Source organism: Yoonia maritima, from assembly GCF_002933395.1.
In the GTDB taxonomy this organism is placed as follows: Bacteria; Pseudomonadota; Alphaproteobacteria; order Rhodobacterales; family Rhodobacteraceae; genus Yoonia; species Yoonia maritima_A.
In genome coordinates this window covers 21,711-36,945 of record NZ_PKFN01000010.1, presented here as the reverse complement: position 1 = coordinate 36,945, position 15,235 = coordinate 21,711, and the positions used below count along the sequence as shown (strand labels likewise).

12 protein-coding genes are annotated in these 15,235 nt (G+C 55.7%); 5 read left to right on the top strand and 7 right to left on the bottom strand.

The features are described 5' to 3' along the window. Positions 1–28: 28 nt before the first annotated feature. The 5 genes from CYQ09_RS13395 (at position 29) to CYQ09_RS13375 (ending at position 6,416) form a co-directional block, all read left to right on the top strand. On the top strand, positions 29–1,162 hold the full coding sequence (locus tag CYQ09_RS13395) for an MFS transporter (RefSeq protein ID WP_106745930.1): 1,134 nt from the start codon (positions 29–31) through the stop codon (positions 1,160–1,162). 136 nt (positions 1,163–1,298) lie between these two features. Continuing rightward, positions 1,299–2,819: an aldehyde dehydrogenase gene (gene adh / locus CYQ09_RS13390; RefSeq protein WP_106745929.1), complete on the top strand. Its 1,521-nt coding sequence runs from the start codon at positions 1,299–1,301 to the stop codon at positions 2,817–2,819. 125 nt (positions 2,820–2,944) lie between these two features. Next, entirely contained in the window at positions 2,945–5,134 is a 2,190-nt protein-coding gene (locus tag CYQ09_RS13385) for an NADP-dependent isocitrate dehydrogenase (protein ID WP_106745928.1), read from the top strand. 137 nt (positions 5,135–5,271) lie between these two features. Beyond that, positions 5,272–5,757: a GbsR/MarR family transcriptional regulator gene (locus CYQ09_RS13380; RefSeq protein ID WP_106745927.1), complete on the top strand. Its 486-nt coding sequence runs from the start codon at positions 5,272–5,274 to the stop codon at positions 5,755–5,757. A 335-nt stretch (positions 5,758–6,092) separates the two neighbouring features. Then, positions 6,093–6,416 (top strand): hypothetical protein, encoded by a 324-nt coding sequence (locus CYQ09_RS13375; protein ID WP_204353959.1) that lies wholly within the window; start codon positions 6,093–6,095, stop codon positions 6,414–6,416. Here the strand turns inward: CYQ09_RS13375 and CYQ09_RS13370 are convergent. The 7 genes from CYQ09_RS13370 to CYQ09_RS13340 are packed head-to-tail and all read right to left on the bottom strand — an operon-like array spanning position 6,409 to position 15,235. Continuing rightward, entirely contained in the window at positions 6,409–8,304 is a 1,896-nt protein-coding gene (locus CYQ09_RS13370; protein ID WP_106745926.1) for a beta-galactosidase, read from the bottom strand. The two genes, CYQ09_RS13375 and CYQ09_RS13370, sit on opposite strands and share 8 nt — an antisense overlap. A gap of 18 nt (positions 8,305–8,322) precedes the next feature. Further along, entirely contained in the window at positions 8,323–8,931 is a 609-nt protein-coding gene (locus CYQ09_RS13365) for a 2-dehydro-3-deoxy-6-phosphogalactonate aldolase (protein WP_106745925.1), read from the bottom strand. After that, positions 8,928–9,836 carry a 2-dehydro-3-deoxygalactonokinase gene (locus CYQ09_RS13360; protein WP_106745924.1) on the bottom strand — a complete coding sequence of 303 codons (909 nt, stop codon included), beginning with the start codon at positions 9,834–9,836 and terminating at the stop codon, positions 8,928–8,930. The genes CYQ09_RS13365 and CYQ09_RS13360 overlap by 4 nt, the downstream gene beginning before the upstream one ends. After that, positions 9,833–10,600, bottom strand: coding sequence for an SDR family NAD(P)-dependent oxidoreductase (locus CYQ09_RS13355; protein WP_106745923.1), 768 nt, complete (start codon positions 10,598–10,600; stop codon positions 9,833–9,835). The genes CYQ09_RS13360 and CYQ09_RS13355 overlap by 4 nt, the downstream gene beginning before the upstream one ends. Beyond that, entirely contained in the window at positions 10,600–12,309 is a 1,710-nt protein-coding gene (locus CYQ09_RS13350) for an IlvD/Edd family dehydratase (RefSeq protein ID WP_106745922.1), read from the bottom strand. Before CYQ09_RS13350 ends, CYQ09_RS13355 begins: the two co-directional genes overlap by 1 nt. Continuing rightward, complete coding sequence (locus CYQ09_RS13345; protein WP_106745921.1) at positions 12,306–14,390, bottom strand: alpha-galactosidase; 2,085 nt, start codon at positions 14,388–14,390, stop codon at positions 12,306–12,308. The genes CYQ09_RS13350 and CYQ09_RS13345 overlap by 4 nt, the downstream gene beginning before the upstream one ends. After that, complete coding sequence (locus CYQ09_RS13340; protein ID WP_106745920.1) at positions 14,387–15,235, bottom strand: carbohydrate ABC transporter permease; 849 nt, start codon at positions 15,233–15,235, stop codon at positions 14,387–14,389. The genes CYQ09_RS13345 and CYQ09_RS13340 overlap by 4 nt, the downstream gene beginning before the upstream one ends.

The following is a 15,235-nucleotide window of genomic DNA, read 5'->3' as shown; positions in this document are numbered from 1 at the left end:
TCGAAACTTAACAAAGCAAGGGAAGCCTTTGACCGATTTTTCTACGACTGCACCAGCGCGTCTTGCGACGCGGTTGGCATTTTTTGCGGCTGGTTTTTCAATGGCGTGTTGTGCGCCGCTTTTTCCATTTATCAAAACGAATATCGAAGCAGATGAAGGTCAATTTGGTTTAGTTTTGCTGTGTCTTGGGCTGGGGTCTATTGTCGCGATGCCCGTGACTGGGATCATTGCTGCGCGCCGGGGTGCTCGGCCGATGGTTTTACTCGGGGGGATTGGGTTGGTTGCATTCTTGCCGGTGTTGGCGTTTGCTACGACGCCACTCGCGCTTGGTGTTGCACTGTTCATGTTTGGCGCGTCGTTAGGCACGATTGATGTGGCAATGAATGTTCACGGCGCTGAAGTTGAGAGCAAAGAAGGCCGTGCATTGATGTCTAACTTTCATGCACAGTTTAGCATTGGCGGTTTCTTCGGTGCTGGGCTGATGACCATACTTTTATCGTTGGGGGTGTCAGCTGTGATTTCAGCGCTGATCGGTGCAACTGTTGCACTTGTGGCGATACTCTTGGCTGGGTCGCGGCTGCTAGCGGTGAGCGGCAGTGACCCCGAACCTTATGTCATTCCGCATGGGATTGTGTTGTTGCTTGCGATTATTGCGGGGGTGACGTTTCTGGTCGAAGGCGCAATTTTGGACTGGGGGGCGCTACTGATTATTGATCGTCAGATCACGGCCGCCCAGACAGCAGGTATCGGATACATTTTGTTTTCGGTCGCGATGGTGGCTGCGCGGCTGGCGGGTGATCGGATCGTTATGGCTTTGGGCGAATTCCGCGTTTTGGTATTTGGTGGGATTGCTGCCATAGTTGGTATCGCAGTTGTGCTTGTGTCGCCTTGGCCAACCGTGGCGTTGTCAGGGTTCATACTGGTCGGTCTTGGTGCTGCGAATTTGGTACCGATCGTGTTTAGCGCGGCAGGGCGTCAAACGATCATGCCACCCAGCCTTGCAGTCGCTTCGGTTACAACGACTGGATATGCAGGGGTTCTGCTGGGGCCTGCGTTGGTTGGGTTTGTTGCAGATGCGACCAGTCTAACAGTAGCATTTGCCACACTGGCATTTCTTATGGCGTTGGTGCCTCTGACGGCAGGCCTTGTTGTCCGCGCTTGATGGGTTTTTGGCGCGGCGTGTCTCACTTCTGAGACAGATCAAGTCGCGCTTTTTTGTGGGGGCATTTACGGCATGAACTGAAGATCGCTAGCCTCTTCTAACCCGGGTGGAGGACCTGGTCAGGAGGAGAATAATTATGAATGAGATGACACAAACGGAGCAGCAATTTAGCTCTCCGTTCAAAAGCCGCTATGATAACTTTATTGGCGGAAAATTCGTTGCCCCAGTCGGTGGGCGCTATTTCGATAATATCACCCCAATCAACGGCAGCGTGGTTTGCGAGGTCGCCCGCTCCGACGCGGCAGATGTTGAACTGGCACTGGATGCCGCCCACGCTGCCAAAGATGCTTGGGGAAAGACATCCGCGACAGAGCGGTCTAACATTTTGCTGAAAATCGCAGATGTGATCGAGGCAAACCTTGAACTGATCGCGACAGCGGAAACATGGGATAACGGCAAACCAATCCGCGAAACCATGGCTGCGGATATCCCGCTGTCGGCTGACCATTTTCGGTATTTCGCGGGGGTTCTACGTGGCCAAGAAGGGTCGATGTCCGAAATCGACGCGGATACCGTTGCCTACCACTATCATGAACCGCTTGGTGTGGTTGGTCAGATCATCCCTTGGAACTTCTCTGTTCTGATGGCGGCTTGGAAACTGGCACCGGCGCTTGCGGCTGGGAACTGCGTGGTTCTGAAACCTGCCGAACAGACACCAGCTGCGATCATGGTGTTTGCTGAATTGATCGCTGACCTGCTTCCTGCTGGGACGTTGAACATCGTAAACGGCTATGGTGCAGAAGTCGGCGCGGCGCTGGCGACATCTTCGCGGATCGCGAAAATTGCCTTTACAGGGTCTACTGCGACTGGTCGCAAGATCATGCAAGCTGCGACCGAAAACCTGATCCCAGTTACGCTGGAATTGGGCGGCAAGTCACCGAACATCTTCTTTTCCGATGTGATGGCAAAGGATGATGCGTTCCTAGACAAAGCTGTCGAAGGCTTTGTGCTGTTTGCCTTTAACCAAGGCGAGGTCTGCACCTGCCCAAGCCGCGCACTGATCCAAGAAGATATCTATGAAGAGTTCATCGCACGCGCGATTGCACGGGTAAAAGCCATCAAGCAGGGTGATCCGCGTCTGCCTGACACGATGGTTGGCGCACAAGCAAGCCGTGAACAGCAGGATAAGATTCTGTCCTATCTTCAGATCGGTGTTGAAGAAGGCGCACAGGTTCTGGCCGGTGGTGCAGCGGCCGAGATGGGTGGCGAACTTGAGAACGGGTTCTACATCCAGCCAACGATCCTGAAAGGCCACAACAAGATGCGGGTCTTCCAAGAGGAAATCTTTGGCCCGGTTGTGTCTGTGACAACCTTTAAGGACGAAGCCGAAGCCCTAGAGCTGGCAAACGACACGATGTACGGCCTTGGCGCCGGCGTTTGGTCGCGCGATATGAATACCTGCTATCGCTTTGGCCGCGGGATCGAGGCAGGCCGTGTGTGGGTGAACAACTATCATGCCTATCCTGCACATGCTGCATTTGGTGGTTACAAGCAGTCCGGTGTTGGCCGTGAAAACCACAAAATGATGTTGGATCATTATCAGCAGACCAAAAACATGTTGGTCAGCTATAATCCAAATAAACTGGGCTTCTTTTAAACCCAGCGAGGGCGGCGGCGACCACTCGGCTGCCGCCCGCCTTTCGTTCGTATGCATCGGTATACTGTGGACGATTGTGGCAGCATCCGCTATGGACCTAGGCAACTAATCTCAAGAGGTTTCCTATGTCAGATATCATCTACACAAAAGTCGACGAAGCACCTGAACTGGCGTCTGCGTCATTCCTGCCAATTATTCAGAAGTTTGCCGCCGCTGCGGGCGTATCTGTTGGAACTAAGGACATTAGCCTTGCCGGTCGTATTCTTGCGACATTCCCAGATTACCTGACAGAAGCACAGCGTCAGACCGATGATCTGGCCGAGCTGGGTCAACTGGTTAAAACCCCTGATGCGAACGTGATCAAACTGCCGAATATCTCGGCTTCGGTCCCGCAGTTGGTTGCTGCTGTGAAAGAACTGCAATCGCAAGGCTACGCTTTGCCAGACTATCCAGAGGCCCCAAGCACCGACGAAGAAAAAGCTGTCCGCGCGAAATACGATGGCCTGAAAGGTTCCGCTGTGAACCCTGTGCTACGCGAAGGTAACTCTGACCGTCGTGCGGCCAAAGCTGTGAAAAGCTTTGCCCAAAAGAACCCACATCGCATGGGCGAATGGACTGCCGACAGCAAAACACGTGTGGCCTCTATGTCTGGCGGCGATTTCTTCTCAAACGAAGTGTCTGCGACGCTGGCAAAGGAAGCGACTGCAAAGATCGTTCTGGAAACAGCTGATGGTGAAACTGTCCTAAAGGACGGCGTCACATACCCTGCAGGTACCGTCGTTGACGCGACATTCATGAGCGCCGCAGCGCTTGATGCGTTCCTTGCTGACGAAATCGAAAAGACCAAAGCCGAGGGGACATTGTTCTCTTTGCATATGAAGGCGACAATGATGAAGGTCTCTGACCCGATCATCTTTGGTCACGCAGTTAAAGCGTGGTTGGCACCTGTATTCGACAAATTCGGCGACAAGTTGGACGCGCTGGGCGTGACTGGTAACGCTGGTCTGGGTACGCTTCTTGAAAAGGTAAAAGGCGAGCCTGAGATCGTAGCCGCGATTGAAGAAATCACTGCGCAGCGTCCGCCGATGTACATGGTCGACAGCGACAAAGGTATCACCAACCTGCACGTTCCATCCGACGTGATCATCGACGCGTCAATGCCTGCGCTGATCCGCGCTGGTGGTAAAGGTTGGGGGCCAGACGGCAAAGAATCTGATGCAAACTGCGTGATCCCTGACAATTCATATGCGCCAGTTTATGACGAATCCATCAAGTTCTTTAAAGAGAACGGTAAGCTGAACCCAGCGACTGCTGGTACAGTTCAGAACATCGGTCTGATGGCGCAAAAAGCCGAAGAATACGGTTCACACCCAACCACGTTTGAAATCCCCGCCGCTGGCACCGTTAAGATGATCCTTGATGATGGCACAGTTCTGCACAGCCATAACGTAGAAGTTGGCGACATCTGGCGCTCAGCCTCTGCGCGCAAGGCCCCAATCGAAGACTGGGTGAACCTTGCCATTGATCGCCAAAAGGCCGAAGGCACACGCGCAATTTTCTGGCTGGACGCAGACCGCGCCCACGATGCAGAGCTGATCGCCTATGTGAAACCAATCCTCGAAGCCAAAGGTGTTGCTGACAAGTTTGAGATCATGGCGCCACGCGAAGCAACACGCGCATCGCTTGAGACGATCACAAAGGGTGAAAACACAATCGCGATCACCGGCAATGTCCTGCGCGACTATCTGACCGATTTGTTCCCGATCCTGGAACTCGCGACATCTGCCAAGATGCTCTCTATCGTGAAGCTGATGAATGGCGGCGGCCTGTTTGAAACGGGTGCTGGCGGTTCCGCACCAAAGCACGTGCAGCAGTTGGTCGAAGAAAACCACCTGCGTTGGGACAGCCTTGGTGAGTTCTGCGCGCTTGGCGAAAGCCTGACATTCCTTGCGGATGCCAAAGGCAATGAAAAGGCACGTGTTCTGGGTGCTGCGGTTGATGCCGCCACTCAAGGTATCTTGGACAACGGCAATTCACCGTCACGTAAAGTCGGCGAGCCTGACAACCGCGACAGCCACTACTGGTTCGCGCGCTACTGGGCAGAAGCACTGGCAGCACAGTCAACTGACTCAGAGCTTGCCGCGCATTTTGCGCCAATTGCAGAAGCGCTGGTGTCCAATGAAGCTAAAATCACATCGGAGATCGCAGCAGCGCAAGGTGCCGCCGCTGATCTTGGTGGTTACTTCCACACTGACGACGCGAAAACGGCTGCAGTGATGCGCCCATCGGCAACATTGAACGCCATCATCGGTTAAGCAATCACCGACTAGACAACATGGGGCCGTGCAATCGTGTGATTGTGCGGCCCTTTTTTGTTAAAACCACAGCCAATCAGTAGACTTGCGAATCTAACGTTCAGTATGTACTGAACGTATTAAATGAAAGAAATGACATGACGCAGACACCGGAAGACAAGTTTATCGAAACGCTCGGCTTGATTTCTCAGGCGGATGGGTCGCCGCGTATTTCAGGGCAAATCACGGCATACCTTGTACTCGCGGGCGAGGCTTGTTCTTTGACCCAAATCGCCGAAGATCTTGATGTATCTAAGGCGTCTGTTTCGACCAATGTGCGCCTGCTAGAGGTCCGAGGCATTGTTGTCCGCGAAAGCCGTAAGGGGTCGCGCCAAGACCTGTGGCGCGCGTTGCCGCGCCCACATCAGAGCATTCTTTCAACGATGTCAGAACGGTTTAAACGTAACGCTGCGCAGATCGATGAAATCGCGGCCAGCTTTCCTGCCGACAAAGAACACAAACGCGAACCTGTGTCAGAGCTCGCAGATTTTTATCGCCAGTCTGCCGACTTTCTAAAGTCGTGGGCAGATGCACTGGCTCAAAATGATACAATTTCGATGTCGAAAGATGTGTCGGACGAATAGATGGAACGTTGATGTGAATAAGCCGACCCAAGACGCGCCCAATCCAGACTGGGCGTTAACAAACCGCGAAAAGAAGGTTGAGAAAGCTACAGCATAAGGGCGCAAACCACCGCGGCGACGCTGGCCTTGGGTGGTTTTGGCAATATTTGTTGTCGGTGGACTCACGTTGAAAAGCAGCGCTTTGACGGGGGGCACGGAGCCCGCGGAAACAGCCGTTGTCATGACGGACGAAAAACCTCGCGATGTCGTCATGCAAATCTTGCCGAGCGAACTGACCAAGATTGCGCTGCTCAGGCTCTAACTCAGGGGAAAACAGTGCTGCTATCGTTGTGCGTATGACCCCACCGACAGAACGCGACTTGAACCTGACAACGATCACCCCATGTGTTCGAGACGCATTATCAGCTGTTCCCGGTGCAAAGTTTCGCGTCGGCCCACCTGATTCATTCGGGAGCGGGGTTGCCACACCTGTCGCTATCAAAATCTTTGGGCCGGACTTGGATACATTGACGCGTCTGTCGCGCGACCTTGCCGATCGTTTGGCTGCGATTGATGGATTTGCTGATCTACATCGACTCGTTTACGAGACTAATTCAACCTTTGTTGCCCGCAGCACCTCACGATGTACATGCATGATATGTAACACGCCGATCAGATGATCCGGCGTGTTACCGATGCAGGCGCGAGCCTCCCGATTTCCGTTTCGACCGCCCCGGCGCAGTGGTTAAACCAGAATTCTTCGGTCACAGTGCGTCGAATGCGGATGCCATTTGGCAGTGCCCGTGTCGCGATGTTGGCTGTTTCGCAAAGCTGTGCGACCAGTCGGTCCATTCCGGCGTCGTCTAGCCAGCCGCCGTTGTAGGTCCGGTTTCCGTCTGTCACTGTGATTGACTGCCCGTCTTCGCGTGTGAACATCGGTGTCGCGGTGGTTTCGAGTTCTTCGAGATAGCCTTGCACCGCACCGCCGCCTTTCAATGGGGTTGGGCTGTCGGGGCGCAGGCTCTCTAACCTTTCGACCGTGACATCCAGTCCGGCAATCGCGGGCGGTAACGGGATAGGCATTTTGAAATCTGCATCGCGCGCCCCGGTGCGTGGGCCATAGACAACATGCGCTTCGGTCTGTGCCAATGCGGCCCGCAGTTCGTCGGTTAGATGCATTAAACCGGGTGCGAGCACGATTTTGTACCCGCTGAAATCCTGCGTGTCTGGCGACAGAATATCCACGTTCAACGCCGCACGCCGCAGCGCGCGGTAGTGGTCGAGCACCAGTCCGAAATAACTCAGCTCCGCGCCGTGCGGCTGCACCGACCATGCCCAATCTGCGTCGTAGTCAAAGATAAGCCCCACATCGGCACGCGGGATGCTGACATCGGGGGCGTCTTGGATTTCACTCGCGACTTGGCGGGCCTCAAGCATTGCTGGCGCCTCTGCGCTGTCGGGGCGTAGCAGGCCGGAATGTAGCTGTTCTTGGGCGAATGGGGCCTGACGCCAGCGGAAATAACAGACGGCTTCGGCACCGTGCGCCAATGCCTCCCACGTCCAAAGACGGACCATGCCGGGTAGGGGCGCTGGGTTGTGCGGTGCCCAGTTCACGGGGCCGGGTTGCTGTTCCATCACCCACCAACGGCCTCGGCCGACAGCGCGGTATAGGTCGTGGTGAAACGCCTGAAAATCCGGGTCACCTTGTCGGGCAAAGGCGCGTTGATGTTCGAGGCTTGCCCCCACGCGGTCTTCGAGAAACCCAAGCGGGTAACTGTCCCATGTCGCGATCTCGAGGTCTTTGCCAACTTCGAAATGGTCAAAGTCTGTGACGCGCCCCATGTAGTTGTGGCTGATCGGCGCGGTTGAGTGCGCACGAATTTCGTCGACCTGTTCACGGTTGAACGCGACGACCTGATCCGAACTAAACCTACGGAATGCCTGCGCGTGGGCCGGGTTAGGTTCTGTGACGGTTAGGTTGGGCAAACCGATTTGGTCGAAACGGTCATAGTCCATTGACCAAAATGCGTTACCCCAAGCAGCGTTCAGCGCATCGACTGTGCCATATCGGGCCTGTAGCCAGTCCTGAAACGCAACGCGAGCCGCGTCTGAATAGCTGATCACCGTGTCGTGGCATCCGTATTCGTTGTCGGTCTGCCATGCCGCAACTTTGTACCCAAACCGTTCGGCGATAATCCGTGTGATCCGTTGCGATTCAGCGCGAAACCCAGCGTGGCTAAAGCAATAATGCCGTCGCGATCCAAACCCGCGCGGTTTGCCGTCAGCGTCCAGCGCGATCATGTCGGGGTGCTTATCCAGCATCCAGCGTGGGGGTGTGGCTGTTGGCGTACCCAGCACCACAGAAAGCCCCGCGTCATTCAGCACATCAATCGTGCGATCCAGCCAATCTAGCTGTAGATCACCGGGCGATGGTTCTAGCCGCGACCATGCAAATTCCCCGATCCGCACCCATGTCAGACCAAGATCGGCCATGCGCCGGGCGTCTTCTGCCCAGATTTCTTCGTCCCAATGTTCGGGGTAGTAGCAGGTGCCAAGGGTGCGTTTCATCGGGTGATCTTTCGTTTCTTAGGCAGGCATCGCCGCGTCGTAGGCGGCAACGATTTTATCGGCGCGTGTGCGCACGTCTTGGGCGGTTATCCCGGCGTTATAAATGGCCGATCCGATGCCAAACCCGGTGATCCCGACCTTGGCCCAATCGGCAAAGTTCGATGCATCTGCGCCCCCCACAGCATAGCTGCGTGTGCCTTTGGGTAGGACAGCTGAGACGGCCTTGAACCCATCAACGCCGACAAGTGATCCGGGAAAGAATTTGAGCCCATCCGCGCCGTTGCGCAGTGCAGCAAAGCATTCAGTTGGCGTCATGACGCCCGGGTAGCTGGCCAATCCGGCGGCTTTGGTCGCGCGGATCACATCTGGATTGCAGTCAGGTGACACGATCAGTTTGCCACCAACGCTTGCGACATCCGCCACGTCTTTGGTCGTTAGAACGGTGCCTGCACCAATCAGCGCCACATCACCAAACGCGTCCGCGAGAATGCCGATGCTTTCCAATGGATTAGGCGAATTCAGCGGGACTTCGATTTGGTCGATACCTGCGTCGATCAATGTTTGACCTATTTCAAGGACCTCTGTCGGCGTGACCCCACGCAGAATAGCGATGATATTGCGGCTCATGATTTTACCTGTTGTGTATAGGCGGCAGATAGGCCGGACAGAACCATGTCTTCACCAGAAACAGCAGGCGCGGTGATCCCCTGTTGCGCAAGGGCGCGCTGATAAAGGGCGGTCAGTTTGCCAGCACCGATCAGTGCAATGTCGCGGCCCAGCCAATAGGGGCGTGCGCCCGCAAGTTCTGTGCCGATCAGTAGGCCAGACAAACGCCCCCGTGCCGCGCTTTCGCTAAGCGTCGCCAGTAGGGTGCCCGCACGCAGCGCAAATAGCTCTGCGCCGATTGTTTCAGGGCGGCTAAGCGCATCACCGACAGCGGCATCAAAGGCATCCAGATCCAGTTCTGCCTGAACCGAAAAGCGCAGCACGGATTGTTCGGCCAACAGCGCGAACATTTCACCGGTCATGAAGGTGCGAAAGCTAACGATCTCTTTCGCGCTGATATGAACCCATTTCGAATGGGTGCCGGGTAGACACAAAACACCGTCAAAATCGGGTTTTTGCGCCAGAAAGCCAGCGATTTGGGTTTCTTCGCCACGCATCACGTCGGCAGGTTTGGCCTGCTTGACCCCCGGTAGAATTGACACCGAAATACGCGGGTCATTGACCTTTACCTTCACGGCTTCTGCAATGGACGGCGGGTTGCAGGGCGTCGCGATATAGGGAGCCTCTGCCCAGCCTTGACGCGATCCGGCCATGCCGCAGATGACCACAGGGGTCACGCCAGTGCCAAGGTGATCGTTGATCATCGCTAAAAGTGCGGGTTCAAATGCGTCCGGGCTTAGCCCGCTCATGCCTTGGTCAGATGTCAGGCATTGTGTCGTGCCGTCGTCAAACATCAGGGCAACGCGTAGGTTGGATGTACCCCAGTCAACGCCGATCCAATTCGGTTTTTTGGTGTTGTTGGTCATCCTGTCACCACTACGCCGCCATCTGCGGCGATCAGTTGGCCGGTGATTGCCCGGCTTATGTTTGACGCTAAGAACAGGACCGGACCGACCATGTCGTCTGGTTCTAGTTCGGTCTTGACGCATTGTCGGTCAAGATGCCCGGCGAGAGCTTCGGGCGTCACCCACATGTCTTTTTGCTTTTGTGTCATCACCCAACCCGGCGCGATTGCGTTTACGCGAACACCGTCAGGGCCGAATTCACGGGCCAGCGACCGGGTCATGCCCGTGATCCCGGCATTTGCCGTTGTATAAAGCGCATATCCTGCGTTTCCCATCATATAGCTGATCGAGGACATGTTGATGATTGTTCCGCCTCCAGCCGATTTCATCGCGGGCAGGACGGCCTGACAAGCAAAGAAATATGCCTTGAGATTAATCGCCATGGACCATTCCCAGAAGGCCTCGTCGACTTCTTCGGTGGCATGGCGTTTGTCGTTGGCTGCGTTGTTGATCAACGCAGTGACCGGCCCGTGGGCCGCCGCGGCCTTATCAATTGCGGCCTGTAGTGCGCTGGTGTCGGTAATGTCGCATTGGATAAACAGCGGGCGGTTACCTGTCGCAGTTTCCATCTGATCGACAAAAGCTGACGCATCAGATTGCCCGACAAAGGCAACCTTAGCGCCTTGGCGCAGGAACCCTTCGGTCAGTGCGGCCCCGATGCCCGATCCACCGCCGGTGATGAATACCGATGCTGATTTGAGGTCAGGAAAAATTGGGTGGCTCATTAGTGGCTCTCCCTTGTGACGGGGCGGGTGTCTTTGCCCACCAAGAAATCTAGATCTGCGCCTTTATCAGCCTGAAGCACGGTATCAACATAAAGCTTGGCATAGCCACGCGTGTAATGCGGTTCGGGCGCGACCCAAGCTGCGCGGCGTTTTTCAAGTTCGGCTTCATCGACCTGAAGATCAAGCACACCAGTGCTTGCCGATACCCGAATGATATCGCCAGTTTGCACAAGCCCAAGCGGGCCGCCTGCATTTGCTTCGGGTGCGACGTGCAAGATTACGGTGCCAAAGGCCGTACCGGACATGCGGGCATCCGAAACCCGAACCATATCGCGCACGCCTTGTTTCACCAACACTGCCGGGATCGGCATATCGCCGACCTCTGGCATGCCGGGGTACCCTTTGGGGCCGCAGCCCTTGAGCACCAAAATAGTATCTTTGGTGACAGGTAAGTCAGGACGGTCGATGTTGGCTTTTAGGTCTTCGATGGTTTCAAACACATAGGCCGGTCCAGTGTGTTCCAACAGATGATCAGACGCCGCCGATGGTTTTACGATGGCACCATTGGGCGCAAGGTTCCCGCGTAACACGCGTAGACCAGCGGCAGGTTTGATCGGGTCGTTAAACGGACGGATTACATCGGAATTATAGCATTCGGCACCGTCGTGATAGGCGCTGATGTCACCACCAAGCACCGTTTTCGATGGGCGCAGGATGTCTTTGAGTTCATTCAACACGGCAGGCACGCCGCCCGCATAACAAAAGTCCTCCATCAGGTATTTGCCCGATGGCATGCAGTTGACCAGTAATGGGATTTCACCACCGATTTCGATGTCCTCAAGCGTCAGGTCCACCCCCACGCGCCCGGCGAGCGCGAGCAGGTGCACAACGGCGTTTGTCGATCCGCCGACGGCGGCATTGGTCAAGATTGCGTTTTCAAACGCCGCTTTGGTCAGGATGTCGGATGGTTTTAGGTCTTCGTCGACCATTTCAACGATCCGCTTACCGGTCATATGGGCCAGTGCTGCGCGGCGGGCGTCAACGGCGGGGAGGGCGGCGTTGGTTGGCAGGGCCATTCCCATTGCCTCGACCAATGACGCCATCGTGGACGCGGTGCCCATGGTCATGCAGACACCCTTGGATCTGCTCATACCGGATTCAGTTGCCATGAAGTCCTGCAATGTCATTTCGCCCGCTTTCACAGCGGTCGCGAATTTGCGGACGTCAGTGCCGGACCCCAAATCGCGGCCCTTCCATTTACCGTTTAGCATCGGACCAGAGGACACAACGATTGATGGCAAATCTACCGATGCAGCACCCATCAACTGGCCGGGGGTGGTTTTGTCACAACCGCCCAGCAACACGACACCATCAATGCCGTAGGCGCGAATGGATTCTTCAACATCCATTGCTAACAGATTGCGGAACAACATTGCTGTGGGTTTCATCTGGGTTTCGCCCAGCGACATCACCGGGAATTCGACCGGGAAACCGCCTGCCTCCCAGACGCCGCGCTTTACGGCCTCGGCTAGATCGCGCAGCCCACTGTTGCAGGGCGTCAGTTCTGACCAAGTGTTACAAATCCCGATAACAGGGCGGCCATCAAAGGCGTGATCCGGGAAGCCTTGGTTCTTCATCCAGGACCGACGGGTAAACCCGTCTTTGTCCATCATTCCGTACCAATTACTGCTGCGGCGTGGTTTCTTCATATTTTGTGGCCCTCGATAACCCACATGGTTTCTGGAAAGCTCCACGGGAGAGTGATCCCGTGATGCATCAAATATTGGCCACTGACCTTTATCGCGTTTGTTTTCAAGAGGGACTGTCCGCGTGACAGCGCCTTGCGAGTGAGTTCATCGCGGTTCGCTAGATCAATGCGGTAGGTTGCGTTGGCGTCAAGCCCGGTCAGGCGCAGCGGACGTGGCGCGATTTGCGTGGATGTGTCGGCCTTGCCCGCAAAGACGACGAACTGATCCTGATGTAGATGTTGTTCAGCCAGAACTGCCGGATCCGCCGCATCAAGCCGCAAAATATCGGCGTGGCGCATCCAGTTGCGGTTGTCTTTCCACCACTGGGTGACACGGCGCAGCACATCGGCTTCGTCGCCGGTCAGTTCACGCGGGTCCATCTCGAACCCCATGTGGCGTTGGGCAGCGACCCAAGCGCGGAACCGGATATCCAAGATGCGCCCAGATGTATGGCAAACGCGCGGGCCAACATGGCTGCCTGTCACGCATTGGGGCAGGAATAGTGCTGCGTTGTGTTGAATTTTCAACCGCTCTAGCGCGTCGTTGCTGTCGGACAGCCAGACACGTTGGGTATGTTCCATGATCCCAAAATCAATCCGGCCACCACCCGAGGCGCAGCTTTCAATCTCGACCTGTGGAAACGCGGTGCGCAACCGATCAAGCAGGGCATATGTGCCGCGTGTTTGATCCGCATCAGGGGTCGGCAGAACCCGGTTATGATCCCATTTTATGTAATCGATATCGTAGTCGGTCAGCACTTTGGCGATCCGATCAAATAGGTAATCGCGGACCGCTGGCAGTGCCATATTCAGCACCTTTTGGTGGCGGCCCAGAATCTGATCTTCATCCCCCAATGCCCAATCGGGATGGGCGCGGTAGGTGTCGCTATCTGGGTTGATCATCTCTGGTTCGAACCAGATGCCAAAGGTCATGCCAAGCCCATGAATGTGGTCAATCAGCGGGGTTAATCCATCGGGATATTTGCGCGTATCAATGAACCAATCACCAAGCGATGTCGTGTCGTCATCGCGTTTTCCGAACCAGCCATCATCCAGCACGAAACGTTCTGCGCCTAGATTGGCTGCATGTGTGGCGATCTCCTGAAGCTCTGGAATGTCGTGATCGAAATAGATGGCTTCCCAGCAGTTATAATGCACTGGGCGCGGGCGGTCAGGATGCGGCCAAGTTACCACGCGGTCGCGCAGGTGCCGTTGAAACGCGATTGCGCAGCCGTTTAGTCCAGTACCCGAATATGTCGCGAAAAGCGGCGCAGTTTTGAAATGGGTCAGCGGGGTCAGTTCAGTGTCTGACGCGTTGCCAAATTGGATTTGGCGGCGGCCATCGGGCAGTTCTTCGGCCACCATTTTGTGTCCACCGGACCAACCATAGTGGAAGCCATATGCCGCGCCTTGGGTGTTGGTCGCGCCACGACAAGGGACGATCAGGCCCGGAAAATGTTCATGCCCGGACCGACCCGTGCGGTTGTCGCGCATGCGCATTCCGGCAGACCACGGCGTGCGGTTCATCTGGAATTCGCCACACCAGCGCCCGGCAAAGTCTATCATCTCATCCGATAGCTGCGGCGCAGGTAACACGGGTGCGGCAAGCCATTGCAGGTTGATGGGCTGCTCTGTTTCCAGTTCCGCCGACATGGTGATCAGATGGGTTTCGGGATCAATCGCGAAATGGGCGCGATAGGTTAGGCCAATGGATTGATCCGTGTACGTTAGGCAAAGCGCGTCTGTCGTCGCCTTGGCGCTTTCGAACGCCAGCTTTGGTAACAGCGGTTTGCCTGCCGTGTCACGCAACGCCATGCCTGCGTGACCCTGAAACGTACGCGTTGCGGCAGGGCAAATCGACAGCTCTGGGTGTTGGTCCAGCATGCCGCCAGCGACGTCGATGCCATGGATCGCGTAAAGGTTTTCCAGATTTTCGCTATCAGGCAGGCGCGGTCCCCAATAGATCGCCTCGGCCAATTGTTTATCGCGCACGCCCAAAACAAGCGTCTGTCGGGCATCGTCTAGTCGCCAGCATTGGATCATTTGACCGCCCCAAGTGTAAGGCCCGCGATAAAGTGGCGTTGCATCAAGAAGAACATCAACACAGGGGGAAGGGCCGCAACGATCGAGCCCGCCGACAGCATGTGATAGGCCACGCCAAACTGTGCGTTAAAGCTGGTGATACCTGCGGTCACGGGCTGTGCTTGTGGACCTTGGGTCAGGACGACCGCCCAAAAATAGTCGTTCCAGATGAAGGTAAAGATCAGCACGGACAGCGCGGCAATCGCGGGCTTCATCAAGGGCAGGACGATGTGCCAGAAAATCTGGAATTCTGTGATACCTTCTACGCGGGCCGCCTCGATCAGTTCAAAGGGCAGGGCGCGGATAAAGTTACGCATGAAGAGCGTGCAAAACCCCGTTTGGAACGCGATGTGGAACAGGACCAACCCCAGCTTGGTATTATAAAGCCCGGCATCAATCGTCAGATCGCGCACTGGGATCATCAGGATTTGGAACGGCACAAAGTTCCCCGCGATGAAAAGAAAGAACACCACCAAGTTAAAGCGGAACCGATACACGCCGAGCGCAAAGCCAGTCATGCAGGACAGTGCAACCGCGCCGATTACCGTTGGAATGGTGATCATGAAGGAATTCAGAATGTAGCGGGGCATTGGGCTGTCGGTGAAAACACGGCCGTAGTTTTCGAAACCCGCAAAGCGTGATGGCCACGACCAATAGTCACCACCTGTGAAATCAGAGCTTGGCTTGACCGAGAACATCGCGACGGCGAGCAAAGGCAGCAACCATGCGATAACCGCAACGGGCAGCAGTGACTGATAGCCAATCTGCCACGACCGGGATGTTCGCTCGAGTGGGGTAGGGAACAT

Bases quoted from the DNA above. Each gene is read 5' to 3' on its own strand.
- CYQ09_RS13355 (WP_106745923.1), bottom strand. From the start codon at position 10,600: ATGAGCCACCCAATTTTTCCTGACCTCAAATCAGCATCGGTATTCATC.
- CYQ09_RS13370 (WP_106745926.1), bottom strand. From the start codon at position 8,304: ATGAAACGCACCCTTGGCACCTGCTACTACCCCGAACATTGGGACGAA.
- CYQ09_RS13360 (WP_106745924.1), bottom strand. From the start codon at position 9,836: ATGACCAACAACACCAAAAAACCGAATTGGATCGGCGTTGACTGGGGT.
- CYQ09_RS13350 (WP_106745922.1), bottom strand. From the start codon at position 12,309: ATGAAGAAACCACGCCGCAGCAGTAATTGGTACGGAATGATGGACAAA.
- adh (WP_106745929.1), top strand. From the start codon at position 1,299: ATGAATGAGATGACACAAACGGAGCAGCAATTTAGCTCTCCGTTCAAA.
- CYQ09_RS13345 (WP_106745921.1), bottom strand. From the start codon at position 14,390: ATGATCCAATGCTGGCGACTAGACGATGCCCGACAGACGCTTGTTTTG.
- CYQ09_RS13385 (WP_106745928.1), top strand. From the start codon at position 2,945: ATGTCAGATATCATCTACACAAAAGTCGACGAAGCACCTGAACTGGCG.
- CYQ09_RS13375 (WP_204353959.1), top strand. From the start codon at position 6,093: ATGACCCCACCGACAGAACGCGACTTGAACCTGACAACGATCACCCCA.
- CYQ09_RS13340 (WP_106745920.1), bottom strand. From the start codon at position 15,235: ATGTTCCCTACCCCACTCGAGCGAACATCCCGGTCGTGGCAGATTGGC.
- CYQ09_RS13365 (WP_106745925.1), bottom strand. From the start codon at position 8,931: ATGAGCCGCAATATCATCGCTATTCTGCGTGGGGTCACGCCGACAGAG.
- CYQ09_RS13380 (WP_106745927.1), top strand. From the start codon at position 5,272: ATGACGCAGACACCGGAAGACAAGTTTATCGAAACGCTCGGCTTGATT.